The following is a 16,004-nucleotide window of genomic DNA, read 5'->3' as shown; positions in this document are numbered from 1 at the left end:
AACTTGTGTGCCCCATCGGCTTCATACCAATAGAGCCCGAACAGATGACAATAATATTTCGCTCTCGAATCATTTGATAACGACCTAACACCGCAAACCATATGCAGGTACGGTTAGCCTAGACCTCTTCTATGGTGTATAGTAATTACACATCTAAATTATACATTGAACGGGACAAGCTCCCGATCGCAAAGGAGGTCGCATATGAAGAAGGATCCAACCAAGGGTTTTATTGCTCTGCTCGGCTGGGCGCCCAACGCTGTTGAAGCCGCAGCCACCTTTGACCGTCGCTATGTAGTAGTCGCACCCGAATGGGCCGAGGACTACTGTAAAGAGCACGATATCCCCTACGTGGCCTGGAACTTCGAGCGCCTCAACGACCGGTCCATGGAAATAGCTCAGACGCTCAAGGACATGGGCGTGGATGTATCCATCCCATTATTCGAAGAGACCGTTGAGTGGGCCGGGGCGATCAACTCCGTCCTGCTGGATAATCCACGCCTGTTCGGCCAGTCAATGCTGATGCGTGACAAGTCGCTGATGAAGCGTCGTGCACAGCTTGGTGGCATTCGCGTTGGCATCTTCGAGGAAGCCCACGATCGCGGCGATGTGATCCGCTTCCTCAAGCGCGTCAACCAGACCCTGCTCAAGCTTGATGGCGATCCGAACGATCCGATCCACGTCAAGGCGTTCGACAAGGCGGGTTGTCTCGGTCACCGGGTCATTCGCACACCGGATGACGTGGATGCGATCCCTGACGAGGAGTTCCCATCCCTGATGGAGTCCCACCTCGATGGCTGGGAATTTGCGGTCGAGGCCTGGATTCACGATGGCAAGATTCGCTTTCTGAACATCTCCGAGTATGTACGTCTTGGTTATTCGGTACACGTTCCCGCATCACCCAAGCTGGAAGAGTATCGTCCGCAGATCGTCAAGCAGATCGAGAAGCTGATCAAAACCTTCGACATCGAATTCGGGATGATTCACCCCGAGTATTTCGTGACCAGCGACGGCGAGATGTACTTTGGTGAGGTGGCCTACCGTCCGCCGGGCTTCAAGGTATTCGAGCTGCTTGAGCGCGTGTACAAGGGTTTCAATGCTTATCATGCGAGCATGCTGGTATTCGATCCGAAATCCACCGAAGAGGAAGTCCAAGCCTACTTCCCCAAGGAGATCGAGGACGCCGATGGGTACGCCGGTTGCTTTGGTGTCTATCCGCGCCGCCGCGTAGTCAGCAAGCTCGAAATTCCTGCTGAAACCGAGGATCACCCCTATTTCGAGTCACACGAGCTGACGACACCGCTTGAAGAGATGGTAACCAAGCGCACCGCATTCGGAACCCATTGGGGCCTGATCTATTTCAAGGGCGACAACGCCGAGGAAATGCACAAGTTGCTCGCGCGTCAGGAAGAACTGGACTTCTACGTATAGCGCTCAGCGCATCCGGTCCCTATCATGGGCGGCAATGAGAATGAATAGGGAGTGTGTGCGTGGTCGAGCAGAATACGCAAAATCCGCCAGATGACGGCAAGCTTGCGTTGTTGTTGTCCCGGTTTGACGAAGCCCTTGAGCTGCTGGATCGCGCCCCCGAGTTTGCCAAGCCAGGCAAGCTCGGCCGGGTATTCGACACCGCGCGGAGGGTAATGATGGTAGCCGGTGGCTGTGCGCAGCTTGAATCGCGCGCAGCCATGCTGGAGTCCGCAGGAATTTTCGCCGGCTCCGACTGGGCCAGCCCCGAAACACTGGTGCCGGCCCTCACTCCCCAGACCCTGTCGAGTGCTGATCCCCATACGCTGGTGATTGAAGCGTTGAGCGAGCTCAGACTGCTGGCTGTAGCCCGCGGCGAATTTGTTCACCCGGTTGTGTCTTCCGAGCATGCACATCATTTTCTTACTCAGGTACTGGCAAGCAACCTTGCGTTACTGTTCTCACCCTTGAGTGAAGCCGAGCGTGAAACTCAGGGACGTCTAGCCGAGCTGCCACGTAACCTGCTGCAGCATCTGGCAGCTTCAATCGGCTATCAACACATTATTGACCAGTTGATTGGCGAGATCTGGCGCATCCTGCAGCAACGGCCCATTCAGGTTGACCCGGTAAAACGGATGATTACCCAGATTGCCCTGTGTCAGGCCAATCCCGACATTGATCTGGGCAACAGCGGACAGGGCGCCGACCGCCTGGTAAGCAGCCTGTTCGGTCCGACCCATGCATGCCGAGAAGACCCGGGTATCGAAATCTACCAGGAACGTCTCGATTACATGGACCACGCCGCGCTGCAAAGCGAAGCGACCGGTTTTGCCCGGGCCATGCACGATACCGGTCTGGCCTCTGCCTATCACGCCGTTCTAATGCGTCACCTGCTTAACCAGGCGGAGCATTTGCTGGCTGAGGCCATGGGGCTGTCGGCCACCGGAAGAGACTGTCTTCTGTGTTATCGCGAGCTGGTCCTGGCACTGATCGACAAGGGTGTACATCCGGGTACTCCGCAGGCGATCTACGGTCTGGCCCTGATGCTGGAGCGCGGCATTCTGTTTCAGTTGCCGGTTGCCCCTGCCATGTGGCGGCAGCTCGGCTTACCCTTGTCGGACTGGTCACGGGAGCGGCTGACCATGGCGTTCGGCACCGCCGTACCAGCTGAGGCACTGTTGTTGGAGGGGGTTCTATGTATGCTGGGCCTGCCCCTCGGCGTAGGCCAGGGCAACAACCCGACCTGTCAGTCTGCACGGGCATTATCGATGTGGGCCTACAACGACCCGGATTATCTTCTGCAAATGGTGACCTGGGCGGCGCGCGATGATGAGATCATCATGCACTTCGAAGGGCAGCCAATTTCCTCACAGGAAAGCCTGAGTGGCGTGGCTACCACCTTGCCGATCGACCTGGATGCAGTTTCACTATTGGTGGTGCCGCATCTGGACCGCATCTACGCTGAAATGGGGCGACGCTGTATCGGTCGTGAGGGCGACCCGCATCGCTGGGTCAATCCCGAGTTCCATGGCTGGTGGGCAGGTCGTGGCTTCCGATTGAATGTTGATGTCCCGACGGGCCATCTGGTTGATCTGGATGATTTTATCCGGCACTTCTATGCCGCCTATCATCCGTATCACAATGGCAATCAGCCGCTGATTCACCCCCAACCGGCGGGCATCGCAGTTACCGATAGCGCTGCGCGCTTCATCGGCTGGCACGCCATCACCATATTGCGGGTCAATCTGGATCAGACCGATGAGATGCGCCTGTATTTCTACAATCCGAACAATGACAGCGGGCAGAATTGGGGCGACGGCGTAGAGGTCAGTACCGCAGGCCACGGCGAACGCTTCGGAGAGGCTTCACTACCCTTCGCACAGTTTCTGTCCAGGCTGTACATTTTTCACTACGACCCTCTCGAGCACGGTGAACCCGCGTCCGTCACCCGCGAGGAGCTGGATGAAGTCATCGGTTATATACAGCGCAGCTGGGGCGCCGGACGCATGCCAGATGCCCCTCTTGAGCCTCCTGTCACTACATGATGGGTTCCCGGCGCCAGCAGCAATTGCTGGCGCCCCATCAACCTTGGATCAGCGATCCGACCGTAGCGGCCCGAACTCTAGCGGCACCCAGGAGAATGCCGCCCCTTCGCGGCGAACATGACCCAGGCCAGGGAAAGGCAAATGCGCTCCCGCCACCCAGAACCGGTTACGTGCAGCCTCGTTAAATACATCCTTGCGGGTGGCCAGCGCCGCCTCACTGTCGACGTCGAACTCGATCGTCACATCCGGGCGAGCAAATTGCACCGTATGACTATGCACAATATCGCCCCAGACCATCAGGTCCTGCCCCTCAGATTGAAACAGGTAGGCATTGTGCCCAGGCGTGTGGCCGTTCGTGGGTACAGTTCGCACGCCGGGCATCAGTTCGGTATCACGCCCGTACTTCTGCAATCGCTTTTGCGCCACATAGGGCTCTACGGCCGCCTGAGCCATCTTGAAAAACGGTTGGGCGCTGTCCGGCATGGTCGCTGTCAATTCTTCATCCAGCCAGTAAGCGGCTTCTGCGCGAGGCACGTGTACCGTGGCGTTGGGGTAGGTTGCCGATCCGTCGCTGTTGCGCAAACCACAGGCGTGATCCGGATGCAGGTGCGTCAACAACACCATACTGACCTGCTCGACAGTGTAGCCGGAGGCTTTCAGATTGGATGCAACATTGCCGAGGGTCGGTCCGAAACACTGCGCAGCGCCCACATCGACCAGAATCAGCTCGGTACCCGTGTTGACCAGATAAGCGTTGACCGCTGTTTGTACTCCGTCATCGGCTGAAACGAACATCCGCGTGAAAAGCGTTTGCAGGTTATCTGCATCAATGCCCTTGAGTAGCGCCGGATCCAGATCAACATACCCATCGTAAAGTGCAGTTACTTCAAATTCGCCCAGATTCATGCGGTAGTAGCCAGGCACTTGCTCTTGTTGCCTGGGAACCGGTTGCGCTTGTGCAAAAGAGGAAAACAGCGTCAGACCGGCTGCAGCCAGCCCAATGGAACGAATCAAAGGGTGTTTCAGACTCATCAGACTTCTCCGTGCCACTTTATGGTGCTCAAGCATCGGATCTTTTGCAGCACTGTGCAAGTCGGGGCAAAACGCACCAGCAGCTAATCGGTCGCACCCGTGTTTCGATAAATGTCACGGAACCAGCGATAGCCCACCCACGCAGCAGCCAGCAGGTAAGGGACAGCGCCTGGCACCCACATGATCAAGCCGGCCAATTGCTGATCTTCCAGGCTCCGCGACTCTCCGTACAGCGGCGCCTGGGCAAATGTCAGCAAAGCCCCCAGAAAACCGGTGTGCATTAGAGTGAGCAACAAAGCAAACAGCGACCAATGCACATTCCGCCGCTTGCCCTGCAAGACCGCCCACCAGAACAATCCGGCTGTCAGTAGAAACATGCCGTGCTCCACCACATGCCACCAGGGATTATCCAGCGCCAGTTGGTAGAACCGCGGCGTATGCCAGAACCACACCGTCAGGCCATGCAGGTAGGCGGTAAGCATCGGATGCCGGGGCAGGCGCAGAAAGGGGGTCCAGCAGCTGACTAGCCATCGCCCTCCCCCCGCGACGAGCTGGCTCAAAGGACTGCTGAGCACCCACAAAGGGGCGATCACAACCATGAACAACATGTGCTGGATCATGTGGGCGGTAGTACTGGTTTCCGCCCATTCGTCCAGCGGCCCGACCACGGCAAAAAAACTCAGCAGCATTGCCACATGAAAAAAGATCGGGTGCCAGACAGGTGCGGCCCTGCGCACTGATCCAAGGATGTAGAAAATCCAGAAAATACTCAAGATGGCTGCACCCAGCAATATGGATATCCGCTCCTCCAGGCTGCCCGATAGCGGGCTGTGAGCCCAAGCCGGGATGCTCGTGCTACCAAGCACAAACACGCTCAGCCAGAGGATTGCGCGCGGCCTGGTCACACGCACGGGGCCAACATAACGGCCGGCAATGCCACTGCCAGGGTCGCAAAAGCTCCCACCAGGTAAACCCCCGCAGCGGCGCTGGCGATAAAGCGCTGATTGTCCCGCTCCCTGGCGGACAGGCATTGTGCTGCCGACCGGACTGCCCAGCAACGACGGGCACAAAACAAAAGGAACAGCGATAACGCCATGCCAAGGACAAGCACCAGAGCGTTGACCCAGGTCATAACGCCCTGGTCCGGGCTCGGCGGCGCCAGTTTGCAGACAACTCCCAGCCCGCCATACAGACTGACGAACCAGGCGCTCCAGACGATCAGCCCGAAAAACATCTGCAAAGGATGGGATGGTGAAAACATCAGCTCCCTCCCCAGGCCATGGGTAGCAGAACAAAGGCCGCAAAACTCATCCAGAAGACACCCAGCGTATACAGCCAGAACGGGCCAATCACGACGGGCTCATAGGGTATTTGTGCGCTCACATAACCCAGCCTGAGACGCACCGCCTGAAGCGCCGTGAGGATCACAGCCAGCCCACTATGGATCAACTGGTAGAGGACCATTACGGTCAGCACTGCATCGTGCGCTGTCTGCGTAGGCTGCAACGGCGCATCCAGCAATATCCAGAGCAATAACAATACATGCGCGGCACCTAGCAAGCTCACCAACCAGAACATACTACCCAGCCTGTCGGCATTACGCTTGCGTAGCCGCGTCAGGCCCCGGCCGTAGAGCAGCACCGCCAGCGTCAGCAGCACGCCACTGGCCACCAGCGGCATAAGGGCCAGGGGCCCGTTTTCAGGCACAGTCCACAGGGGTGAGGCGGTCCAAAGATAAAACCAGCCGAACAACAAGGACAGATACAGCGTACCGTTAGCCATCAACGAAACCACCATACCCCACAGCCCAGGGCCGTCGAAGGTCCTCGAATGCAGTGGCGGATCGGTGGGATCATCTTCACGCAGGGGCGTCACTGACGGATGGCCTCCGTTGTGCCAACTCCAGCGCAGCAACAGAAAGACCGCAGCCACTGTCGACAGCACGGCGACAAGATAGGCCTTGACGAGCAAACTGATACACAGCACGCCGATTGCCACAGCGCACTGCAATGGTATCCAGGAATTGGATGGCAGGTTAATAATCTCACGGACCTTGCCTGTAATAGCGTCCGAGCCCCATGTGTCACGGCGATTGTGCTGAATTTCAGCCAGGCCATGCTGCCCCGAGGCTATGGTTTGCGGCAGATCGGTGTTTTCCCACATGGGATGGCGGGTTTCTACGGTGGGCAGACTGGCAAAATTATAGGTGGGGACCGGCATGGGCATGGCCCATTCCAGCGTGTCCGCATTCCAGGGATTGAGGGTTGCTCTTTTGCCGAAACGAAAATGCAATGCGATATCCAGAATGACCGCCGCGACACCGATAGCCATGACAAATCCACCGATCGACGAGATCAGATTCAACCATCCCCAGCCCATTTCGGCTTCGTAGGTATAGATCCGCCGCGGCATACCCAGCAGGCCGGTGAGGTGCATGATCAGGAAGGTCAGATTGAATCCGATGAAAACCAGCCAGAAACCCCAGCGGCCCAGGGTATCTGAAGGCATCCGTCCCGAGACATGGGGCAGCCAGTAATAGAGGCCGGCAACCATGGGAAACAGCATCCCGCCAACCAGCACATAGTGCATGTGGGCGACCACAAAATGGGTGTCATGTACCTGCCAGTCGAACGGCACCAGCGCCAGCATCACCCCGGTCAGCCCGCCATTGACGAAGATTACGATGAAACCCAGTATCCACAGCATAGGCAGGTGAAATACCACTCGTCCCGCCCAGAGCGTCGCCAACCAGGCGAAAACCTGAATCCCCGTAGGGATCGCTACCAGCATGCTTGCCACGGAAAAGAATGATAACGCCAGTTGCGGGATACCCACCGTAAACATGTGGTGGACCCACAAACCAAAGCTGAGAAAACCCATGAGGATGATGCCCACCACGATCCAGCGGTATCCCACCAACGGGTGCTGGGCAAAAACGGGTATGAGTGTGGATACGATGCCCGCAGCGGGCAGAAACAGGATATAGACCTCAGGATGTCCGAACAGCCAGAACAGGTGTTGCCATAACAGCGGGTCCCCTCCCCCGGCCACTTCGAAGAACACCATACCGGCAGCACGCTCGAGCTCCAGCAGTATGCTGCCGAGAATAAGCGGTGGAAATCCGAAGATGATCATCAAGGCCATTGCCAGGATGTACCAGCAGAAGACCGGCATCTTGCTCAGGGCCATCCCCCGGGTTCGCGTGCGCAGGATAGACACCACGAGCTCCACACCCGCCGACAGGGCGGAAATCTCCACGAATGTGATGCCAAGCAGCCAGAAGTCAGAGCCGGGCCCAGGCGAGTAATTTGCACTGCTCAGCGGCGTATACATGAACCAGCCGGTATCCGGCGCAATATTCATTACCAGGCTGGACAGGATGATCAGCCCGCCAAAAAGATAGCAGTAATAACCCAATGCGCTCAGCCGCGGAAAAACCAGATCCCGCGCTCCGATCATCTTGGGAATCAGATACATTGCCATACCTTCCAACACCGGAATGGCAAAGAGAAACATCATCACTGTGCCATGCATGGTGAACAGCTGGTTATACAGCTCGATACCGACAATATCCTGTTCGGGTAACGCCAGTTGTGTGCGAATGAGCATCGCCAGCAATCCACCCACCAGGAAGAACATGAACCCGGTAACAATGAACCGCAGGCCGATCGTCGTGTGATTAACCGCCGACAGTGCCCGCCAGCCTGGAAGATTGCCCCACACACGGTCGAAGGTCCTATGGCGTTCCTGGTTACTTTGAATCAGTGGATCTGTCATCTGGTCAGGCTTCATGCAACCCTCTCCCCAATTGCCGGTCCAAATGCTGGATAGCTGCCACAATGAGCATTGCTAACCTTTTGGCAACCGACGGAGCACACTCTTCCAGGTTGTAATACAGCTGAACACAGTCGGAGAGTTTCATGGCTGAAGAGAAAATTCGCAGCAAGATGTCGATTCATGGGCATCCTATCCATCCGATGTTGATTCACTTTCCGGTGGCAGCTCTGCTCGGACTGATCGGAGCCGATATTGCCTACCTGGTCACGGGGGACTTTTTCTGGGCTCGCCTGAGCCTCTGGCTGGCAGGTATCGGAGCTCTGGGAGGCTGGGTATCGGGCTTCATCGGCATGCTCGATCTGACTATCGTGGCACAAATACGCAGCTTGATAACGGCTTGGTGCCACGCGATTCTGGCGGTGATGATGCTGTCTCTGGCTACACTCAACTGGTTGTTGCGTGTAGGGGAACCGGATCTGGCAATCATGCCCTGGGGACTCTATACCAGCCTGCTGACTGGCTTGTTGATATCCCTTACCAGCCTGCTTGGCGGCATTCTCGTATACGATCACGCGGTTGGGGTCTCGCCGGAAAAAATGGCCGAGCGGCGCGAGAACCTGTGAGAATCCTGGAGCCATGGGGAATTTAGCAGTCATAGCCAGGCCTCGATTTGGGGCTTGCTAAGCACCAGCCAGACAATTGTGAACATCAGCGAACCACTGACTACCGCGAGTAACATGCACCAGGGGACAACCGGCTTGCCATTGCGTGACTCTGCCCGCAGGATCAGCAACCCCGCAAGGGCGTGGCATATCACCAAGAATGACACCAGCGTCAGCTTGAATATAAGCCAGGGAACGATGGTGTGATTAAGCACGAAAACCAGGGTTCCCGCGATAATCGCTACCAGGGCTGCGGGTGTTGCCACGAAGGTAAAAACGGCTCTGGCGATAGAATCGTAAGTGACCGGTGGCTCTTTCAGCTTTTCATCATGCATGACCTCTCCGGCGATGAGGGCCGGGAGATATAACAGCGCGGCAGCCCAGAACAGCACGCCTATGATGTGTAGTAGCAGAATCCAGAGCATTCGGTTGACGATCTCCCTGTTGGTCCACCTTTATGACGGATCAGAGGATATTGACAACAGCCAGGCCAAAAGTTGCCCCGATGACACAGAAGGCGATCAAAGCCAGCAGACCGTCCTGCGCCACCAGCGCCAGGCCTAGAGCAGCGAGGGCAACGCCCACGGCAGAGGCACTGAAGGGAACCAGCTCAAACACGGGCATGATCATTGCGATACATACGCATAACGCGGCCGTAACATAAGCACCCGAGCGGCTGACAAGAAAAAACAGGCGGGGACGCGTCAACCGGTCGACCACTCGGGCCGGCGGAGTGATCCAGCGTAACCCTGTCATGATCTGCTTCCTGTCCAACGAACGATCCAGCAACCAATGGGGCATCCAGAAGAATCGCCGCCCCATGAGTAGCTGTGCTGCAATCAGGAAGATGAATGCCGCACTGATCGAGGTCATCCCGGGGATGCCACTCAGGGGGGATGACAAGGTCAGTCCGATAATCAAAAGCAAAGGGCCAAATGAGCGGTGGCCAATAGACTCAACCACAATACCGAGAGATACCTCGCCGTTCTCGCTTGCCAGGGTCGCTATGTGATTGAATAACTGCTCAAGGTTCCGCAATTCCTGAACCATAACATCCTCTATTCAGCAGATGGAGCAGACAGCGCAACTCCTGATTACTGCTTTGATGCTTATTGAGCTTTAAGGTTCGACAGGCACCCCAGGTGCGTTGCCGAAAGTCATTTCGACAACGCACAGTTATCAGAGGGGTTTGCCGCGATTACCGTGTTGGGCCACAAAGGACTGGACCTCGTGCAACTCGTTGGCCAGTACAGTAAAGCGCTCATCACGCTCGAACAGATCCTTGAGATGTGCTGGCAGGACTGGCTCCACATCCACCTCAGCCTTGATCACCGCTTCGGGAAACTTGACCGGATGGGCCGTACCCAGAGTGATCATCGGCAGCGACATTGATCTGCGGCATTCCCGCGCCGCACGCACCCCAATAGCCGTATGCGGATCCAGCAACTCGCCTGTGGCGCGATAGACGTCGGTGATCGTGCTGCAAGTGGCGTCATCGTCTACTGCGAGCGAATCAAAGAGTCTGCGTGTTTCAGTCCAGCGTTCGTCTTCAACACTGAGCAAGCCAGTCTTGCGGAACTCCGACATCAGTTCGGCAACCGCTGGACCGTTACGTCCATGCATGTCGAACAGCAAACGCTCGAAGTTGGAGGACACCATGATATCCATCGACGGCGATAAGGAAGGGTGCAGAGTATCCTTGGCATAGCGGTTGCCGCTCATGAAACGGTGCAGAATGTCGTTACGATTGGTGGCAACAATCAGCTGGCTGATCGGCAGTCCCATATTGCGGGCCAGATAGCCTGCAAATATGTCGCCAAAGTTACCGGTGGGCACCGAGAACGCCATGGAGCGAGCGGGGCCACCCAGCTGTAGGGACGCATGAAAATAATAGACGATCTGCGCCATGATGCGCGCCCAGTTGATCGAGTTCACCGCAACCAACCGCGTCCCCTTGAGGAAACCTTGATCAGCGAAGCTGTTCTTGACCATTTCCTGGCAGTCATCAAAATTGCCTTCCACGGCAATGTTGTGGATGTTGTCGCCCTTGATGGTCGTCATCTGCCGGCGTTGCACTTCCGAGACGCGGTTATGCGGATGCAGAATGAAGATATCCACATTCTCGCAATGCTTGCAGCCTTCAATCGCGGCCGAACCTGTGTCACCGGAGGTCGCGCCCATGATGACCACCCGCTCGCCACGCTTGAGCAGGAAGTGATCGAGCAAGCGACCAAGCAGCTGCAGGGCAAAATCCTTAAACGCCAGAGTCGGTCCATGGAAAAGCTCCAGAACCCACTCGTTCGCACCCAGTTGGCGCAGAGGAGCAATAGCCTCGTGGGCGAAGACGCCGTAGGTTTCCTTGAGGATCCGCTTGAAGTCGGCATCGCTGATGCTGCCTGCCACGAAGGGGCGCATTACATTGAAGGCGAGCTCGTGATAAGGCAGCCCCGCCCAGGAAGCAATCTCTTCCTGGGTGAAGTGCGGCAGGTTCTCAGGCACATACAATCCACCGTCTGTCGCCAGACCGGTCAGTAAAACATCTTCAAAATTCAGAGCCGGAGCCTGGCCCCGAGTACTTATGTAGCGCATCGTTGCAAACCTTCGGTTTGAGCTTCAAGTCACAAGCTTCAAGCGCCAAGCAGCCGGACCAACACCGGACCACTTGTCGCTTGCAGCTTGTAGCTTGCCGCGATTAATTCAGTTGTTCTACCCGGATCCGCATCAGCGGCGAGACCACTTCGTCGAGCGCCTCGAGCGCCTCAATAGCATCATTCATCTTCTGCTCGCGAACGCGATGCGTCATGATGATGATCGGTACCAGACCAGCCTGCTCCTCGACTTCCTTCTGCAGAATCGATTCGATATTGATCTCACGCTCGGAAAGAATGGTCGCCACCTTGGCCAACACACCGGGACGATCCTTGGCCTGAATCCGCAGGTAATAGGCGGTCTCGATAGCCGAAGCAGGCAACACTGCCAGATCAGAAAGCGACTCGGCGCGGAAGGCCAGGTGCGGCACGCGGTTGTTCGGATCGGTGGTCAGAGCACGGACCACATCGATCACATCGGCAACCACCGAGGATGCGGTGGGCTCAGCGCCAGCGCCAGCGCCGTAATACAGCGTAGAGCCCACTGCGTCACCATTGACCATGATGGCGTTCATCACACCGTTCACATTGGCAATCAGCCGGTCGGCCGGGATCAGTGTCGGGTGCACACGCAGCTCAACGCCGTCAGCGGTCCGTCGGGCGATACCCAGGTGCTTGATACGGTAGCCAAAAGCCTCGGCGTAGCGCACATCGGCTGTAGTGAGCTTGCTGATGCCTTCGGTGTAGGCCTTGTCGAATTGCAGCGGAATGCCGAAAGCAATGGATGCCAGGATGGTCAGCTTGTGCGCCGCATCAATCCCTTCGACGTCGAACGTCGGATCGGCCTCGGCGTAACCGAGCATTTGCGCCTCGGCCAGCACGTCGTCAAAGGTGCGGCCCTTGTCGCGCATTTCGGTCAGAATGAAATTGCCGGTGCCATTGATGATACCGGCCACCCAGTCGATCTGATTGGCTGCCAGGCCCTCGCGCAACGCCTTGATGATCGGTATACCGCCAGCGACAGAAGCCTCGAACGCCACCACAACACCCTGCTTGCTCGCCGCCTCGAAAATCTCGTTGCCGTGAACCGCGATCAATGCCTTGTTGGCCGTCACTACGTGCTTGCCATTGGCAATAGCCTGCATTACTACGTCAAAGGCCACGGTATAGCCACCGATCAACTCGATGACTACTTCAATCTCGGGATTATTGACCACGTCGAAAACGTCATCCGTGATCGGCGTGTCGCCGGTATCGCAGGCAGGATTCAGATGCCGCGCGGCAATCTGGGCAACCTCAATGCCGCGTCCGGCGCGCCGGGAAATCTCGACCGCATTGCGCTGCAGAACGTTGAAGGTGCCACCGCCGACGGTGCCCAAACCACATATTCCTACTTTCACCGGTTTCAAACCATGTTCTCCATTTGATCAAATTATTCAAGATCGCCCGGGCTACGCGCCCTTGGGCATTCGTTTAGTGTCCAAGCCGTTACTGGTTGGCCAGCGCTTCCTGAGCCAGTGTTTTCGCAGGCTTGTAGCCCGGTACCAGAGTTCCGTTGGCCAGAAAAATGGCAGGCGTACCTTGAACTCCCAGCTGCACACCCAACTGATACTGGTTGGCCACAGGATTGGCGCAGCTGGCTTGCTCGATGGTATTGCCCAGCTTGGCTTGGGTCATTGCCTCTTGCGGATCCTTCGCGCACCATATTGATTCCATGGTCGCGGCGCTCTCGCCTGACGCCCCACTTCGCGGGAAAGCCAGATAACGCACTTCTATCCCAAGTGCGTTGAGCTCGTCTACTTCGCTGTGCAGCAGGCGGCAGTAACCACAATCCACATCGGTAAAAATGGTGACATGGGTCTCAGGCTTCTCGGGCGCAAATATGACCATCTCCTCACGCGGCAGCTTGTTCAGTGACTCACCGATGGTCTTGGCTTCGGCCGCGGCTGTCAGGTTGCTCAACCCGCCATCGGTGACATCAAACAATGCCCCCTGGACCAGAAATTTCCCGTCAGCACTAGCATATATGATGCGACCACTGTCCATTTGCACCTGATAAAGACCCTCCATGGGGGACTCACTGATGGTCTGCACCTGCATCGGTAGATTGAGCTTATCCAGACTGGCACGAATGTCATCAGCGGGGGCCGCCATTACGGCCGGGGCGCCAAGAGCGAGCAACAAGGTCATGTAGTATTTGAATCGCATCAGAGGTCCTCTTCAAGGCGGTCAAGCTTAGCATGAAACACCCGCCTCACCCACGGGGATGATGGCTGGCGTGCAGATCGCGCAGACGCTGACGCGCTACATGTGTATAGATCTGCGTGGTAGACAGGTCACTGTGCCCCAGCAACATCTGTACCACCCGCAAATCGGCACCATGATTGAGCAAGTGAGTGGCAAACGCATGGCGCAGGGTGTGCGGGGACAGGTTAGCGCGAATACCCGCCTGACTGGCGTGCAGCTTGATTCTGTGCCAAAAGGTCTGACGCGTCATTTCAGTACCGCGGCGGCTGGGGAAAAGCACATCTCCCGCCTGACCTCCAAGCAATGCACCCCTGCCCTCACGCAGGTAACGCCCGATCCAGCTCAGGGCCTCTTCCCCAAGGGGCACCAGACGTTCCTTGCTGCCTTTGCCGGTCACCCGGATCACGCCCTGGCGCTGATTCAACTGATCCAGGCGCAAGCCCGTCAGCTCGCTCACGCGCAGCCCGCAGGCATAGAGCACTTCAAGCATGCAGCGATCACGCAGCCCCAGGCTGTCTTCAACGTCCGGCGCATCAAGCAGCGCCTCGACGTCCGCCTCGCTGAGCGCCTTGGGCAAGGGTCGCCCCATCTTCGGCAAGGCGATATCCAGCGTCGGGTCTTCCACAATCAGATTCTGACGCAGGGCATGGCGGTAAAATCCACGCAGGCATGACAGCAGTCTTGCCGTTGAGCGGGCCTGATAACCCTTGCCAATGCGCCAGCCCAGATGCTCCATAAGATCGGCGCGGCTTGCCCCGAGCAATACCAGCTTACGCCCAGCCAGCCAACCGGCCAGATGCTCCAGGTCGGTGCGGTAGGCTTCCAGCGTGGGCCTTGCCAGGCCGCGCTCCAGCCAAAGATTATCGATATAGCCGGCAATTATGCGCTGCTCGGTGTCGCTGATCACTGCGCGGGGCATAGGATGCTGCATGGGCGCTGCGCCGGGCTTGGCCATAAAAATATCTCGAACGCTGTAAATTCACAGTCATCATACGCCAGACAATAAAAAAGCAGCCCGCAGGCTGCTTTTTTTTCGTACCGGAAAAGCAGGCTGATCAGCCCAGCTTTTCCTTGATACGAGCGGCACGACCGGACAGGGCGCGCAGATAGTAAAGCTTGGCTTTACGTACATCACCACGACGCTTGACGGTCAGGCTGTCGATCAGCGGAGAGTAGCTCTGGAAGGTACGCTCGACGCCTACACCGCTGGAGATCTTGCGCACGGTGAACGCGGAGTTCAGACCCCGGTTACGCTTACCGATAACCACGCCTTCAAAGGCCTGCAGACGCTCACGCTCGCCTTCCTTCACTTTAACCTGAACGATTACAGTGTCACCCGGAGCGAACTCGGGCAACTTCTTGCTCATCTGCTCAGCTTCGATCTGGGCAATAATGTTGGACATTTAATACTCCTGCACAAGCCGTCGGACTTGAATCAATGGTTATCGGTTTCCCGTTCGCGGATAAATTCCGCCAACAGCTGCTGCTGTTCTTTGCTCAGCGTTAGATCCTCGAGCAACTCTGGCCGACGTTGCCAGGTTCTGCCCAGGGACTGCTTGAGACGCCAGCGCCGGATCAATTCATGGTTACCACTGAGCAGCACCTCCGGTACGCGCCGCTCTGCAATCTCTTCCGGCCGGGTGTAGTGCGGACAATCCAGCCACCCTTCCGAAAATGAATCCTCAACCGCCGAATCCGCATGCCCGAGCACACCGGGAATCAGTCTGGTCACCGAGTCCAGCAGCACCATGGCTCCCAGCTCGCCCCCCGACAACACGTAATCGCCGAGGGAAATTTCCTCATCTACGCACATCTCGATGATACGTTCGTCGATACCTTCATAGCGTCCGCATAACAGCACCAGGCTGTCCAACACCGCCAGCTCCTGCACCCGTTTCTGAGTCAGTGGCTGGCCCTGGGGTGACAGATAGATCACCCTGGGCTTCGAAGGAGCCTGCGCTGTGATCGACTCGATCGCTTCCAGCAACGGCTCGACTTTCATCAACATCCCGGGACCACCGCCAAAGGGTCGGTCATCTACCGTGCGATGCTTATCGTGGGCGTGCTCACGGGGGTTGCTGAAGGCAACTTCAAGCTGACCACGCTTAACTGCTCGTCCGGTTACCCCGTACTCGGTCAGCGCCGCAAACATCTCCGGAAACAGCGTTACTACACCGGCCCACACC

15 protein-coding genes are annotated in these 16,004 nt (G+C 57.1%); 3 read left to right on the top strand and 12 right to left on the bottom strand.

Going from position 1 to position 16,004, the window contains the following annotated elements:
* Positions 1-204: 204 nt before the first annotated feature.
* Positions 205-1,431, top strand: a complete 1,227-nt coding sequence (locus IEV54_RS00315) for an ATP-grasp domain-containing protein (RefSeq protein WP_150277816.1) — start codon at positions 205-207, stop codon at positions 1,429-1,431.
* Between the two features lie 59 nt (positions 1,432-1,490).
* Complete coding sequence (locus IEV54_RS00310; RefSeq protein WP_150277817.1) at positions 1,491-3,512, top strand: hypothetical protein; 2,022 nt, start codon at positions 1,491-1,493, stop codon at positions 3,510-3,512.
* A 48-nt stretch (positions 3,513-3,560) separates the two neighbouring features.
* On the opposite strand, the gene IEV54_RS00305 is transcribed toward IEV54_RS00310, so the two are convergent.
* From IEV54_RS00305 to ctaD, 4 genes are all read right to left on the bottom strand, one after another.
* The gene (locus tag IEV54_RS00305; RefSeq protein ID WP_150277818.1) at positions 3,561-4,544 is read right to left on the bottom strand and encodes an MBL fold metallo-hydrolase; all 984 of its coding nucleotides are present in this window, start codon (positions 4,542-4,544) and stop codon (positions 3,561-3,563) included.
* A gap of 83 nt (positions 4,545-4,627) precedes the next feature.
* On the bottom strand, positions 4,628-5,449 hold the full coding sequence (locus tag IEV54_RS00300; protein WP_150277819.1) for a cytochrome c oxidase assembly protein: 822 nt from the start codon (positions 5,447-5,449) through the stop codon (positions 4,628-4,630).
* Complete coding sequence (locus IEV54_RS00295) at positions 5,446-5,805, bottom strand: hypothetical protein (protein WP_150277820.1); 360 nt, start codon at positions 5,803-5,805, stop codon at positions 5,446-5,448. Before IEV54_RS00295 ends, IEV54_RS00300 begins: the two co-directional genes overlap by 4 nt.
* Positions 5,805-8,336, bottom strand: coding sequence for a cytochrome c oxidase subunit I (gene ctaD / locus IEV54_RS00290; RefSeq protein ID WP_188434270.1), 2,532 nt, complete (start codon positions 8,334-8,336; stop codon positions 5,805-5,807). Before ctaD ends, IEV54_RS00295 begins: the two co-directional genes overlap by 1 nt.
* Before the next feature lie 128 nt (positions 8,337-8,464).
* Here ctaD and IEV54_RS00285 point away from each other — a divergent pair, with 128 nt between their 5' ends.
* Positions 8,465-8,944, top strand: a complete 480-nt coding sequence (locus IEV54_RS00285; protein WP_150277821.1) for a DUF2231 domain-containing protein — start codon at positions 8,465-8,467, stop codon at positions 8,942-8,944.
* Positions 8,945-8,973: 29 nt separating this feature from the next.
* Here the strand turns inward: IEV54_RS00285 and IEV54_RS00280 are convergent, their stop codons facing one another.
* The 8 genes from IEV54_RS00280 to trmD form a co-directional block, all read right to left on the bottom strand.
* A complete protein-coding gene (locus tag IEV54_RS00280) occupies positions 8,974-9,408 on the bottom strand; it encodes a HemJ family protein (protein ID WP_150277822.1) in 435 nt (144 codons plus the stop codon).
* Positions 9,409-9,448: 40 nt separating this feature from the next.
* Positions 9,449-10,033, bottom strand: coding sequence for an exopolysaccharide biosynthesis protein (locus tag IEV54_RS00275; RefSeq protein WP_150277823.1), 585 nt, complete (start codon positions 10,031-10,033; stop codon positions 9,449-9,451).
* 129 nt (positions 10,034-10,162) lie between these two features.
* Positions 10,163-11,572 (bottom strand): threonine synthase, encoded by a 1,410-nt coding sequence (thrC, locus tag IEV54_RS00270; RefSeq protein WP_150277824.1) that lies wholly within the window; start codon positions 11,570-11,572, stop codon positions 10,163-10,165.
* Positions 11,573-11,675: 103 nt separating this feature from the next.
* Positions 11,676-12,980, bottom strand: a complete 1,305-nt coding sequence (locus tag IEV54_RS00265; RefSeq protein ID WP_150277825.1) for a homoserine dehydrogenase — start codon at positions 12,978-12,980, stop codon at positions 11,676-11,678.
* 79 nt (positions 12,981-13,059) lie between these two features.
* Positions 13,060-13,779, bottom strand: coding sequence for a bifunctional protein-disulfide isomerase/oxidoreductase DsbC (dsbC, locus tag IEV54_RS00260; RefSeq protein ID WP_150277826.1), 720 nt, complete (start codon positions 13,777-13,779; stop codon positions 13,060-13,062).
* Positions 13,780-13,825: 46 nt separating this feature from the next.
* Positions 13,826-14,737: a site-specific tyrosine recombinase XerD gene (gene xerD / locus IEV54_RS00255; RefSeq protein WP_373286412.1), complete on the bottom strand. Its 912-nt coding sequence runs from the start codon at positions 14,735-14,737 to the stop codon at positions 13,826-13,828.
* 136 nt (positions 14,738-14,873) lie between these two features.
* Positions 14,874-15,221 (bottom strand): 50S ribosomal protein L19, encoded by a 348-nt coding sequence (rplS, locus tag IEV54_RS00250; RefSeq protein WP_150277828.1) that lies wholly within the window; start codon positions 15,219-15,221, stop codon positions 14,874-14,876.
* Positions 15,222-15,253: 32 nt separating this feature from the next.
* Positions 15,254-16,003, bottom strand: a complete 750-nt coding sequence (gene trmD, locus IEV54_RS00245; RefSeq protein ID WP_150277829.1) for a tRNA (guanosine(37)-N1)-methyltransferase TrmD — start codon at positions 16,001-16,003, stop codon at positions 15,254-15,256.
* Position 16,004 lies beyond the last annotated feature (1 nt).

The organism is Halopseudomonas salina (genome assembly GCF_014637955.1).
In the GTDB taxonomy this organism is placed as follows: domain Bacteria; phylum Pseudomonadota; class Gammaproteobacteria; order Pseudomonadales; family Pseudomonadaceae; genus Halopseudomonas; species Halopseudomonas salina.
The sequence above is the reverse complement of the archived record's forward strand: the minus strand, read 5'-3'. Positions and strand labels throughout refer to the sequence as shown.

Coding starts and splice junctions, on each gene's coding strand:
- IEV54_RS00315 (WP_150277816.1), top strand. CDS start 205: ATGAAGAAGGATCCAACCAAGGGTTTTATTGCTCTGCTCGGCTGGGCG.
- IEV54_RS00305 (WP_150277818.1), bottom strand. CDS start 4,544: ATGAGTCTGAAACACCCTTTGATTCGTTCCATTGGGCTGGCTGCAGCC.
- IEV54_RS00295 (WP_150277820.1), bottom strand. CDS start 5,805: ATGTTTTCACCATCCCATCCTTTGCAGATGTTTTTCGGGCTGATCGTC.
- ctaD (WP_188434270.1), bottom strand. CDS start 8,336: ATGAAGCCTGACCAGATGACAGATCCACTGATTCAAAGTAACCAGGAA.
- IEV54_RS00285 (WP_150277821.1), top strand. CDS start 8,465: ATGGCTGAAGAGAAAATTCGCAGCAAGATGTCGATTCATGGGCATCCT.
- IEV54_RS00280 (WP_150277822.1), bottom strand. CDS start 9,408: ATGCTCTGGATTCTGCTACTACACATCATAGGCGTGCTGTTCTGGGCT.
- IEV54_RS00275 (WP_150277823.1), bottom strand. CDS start 10,033: ATGGTTCAGGAATTGCGGAACCTTGAGCAGTTATTCAATCACATAGCG.
- thrC (WP_150277824.1), bottom strand. CDS start 11,572: ATGCGCTACATAAGTACTCGGGGCCAGGCTCCGGCTCTGAATTTTGAA.
- dsbC (WP_150277826.1), bottom strand. CDS start 13,779: ATGCGATTCAAATACTACATGACCTTGTTGCTCGCTCTTGGCGCCCCG.
- xerD (WP_373286412.1), bottom strand. CDS start 14,737: ATGCCCCGCGCAGTGATCAGCGACACCGAGCAGCGCATAATTGCCGGC.
- rplS (WP_150277828.1), bottom strand. CDS start 15,221: ATGTCCAACATTATTGCCCAGATCGAAGCTGAGCAGATGAGCAAGAAG.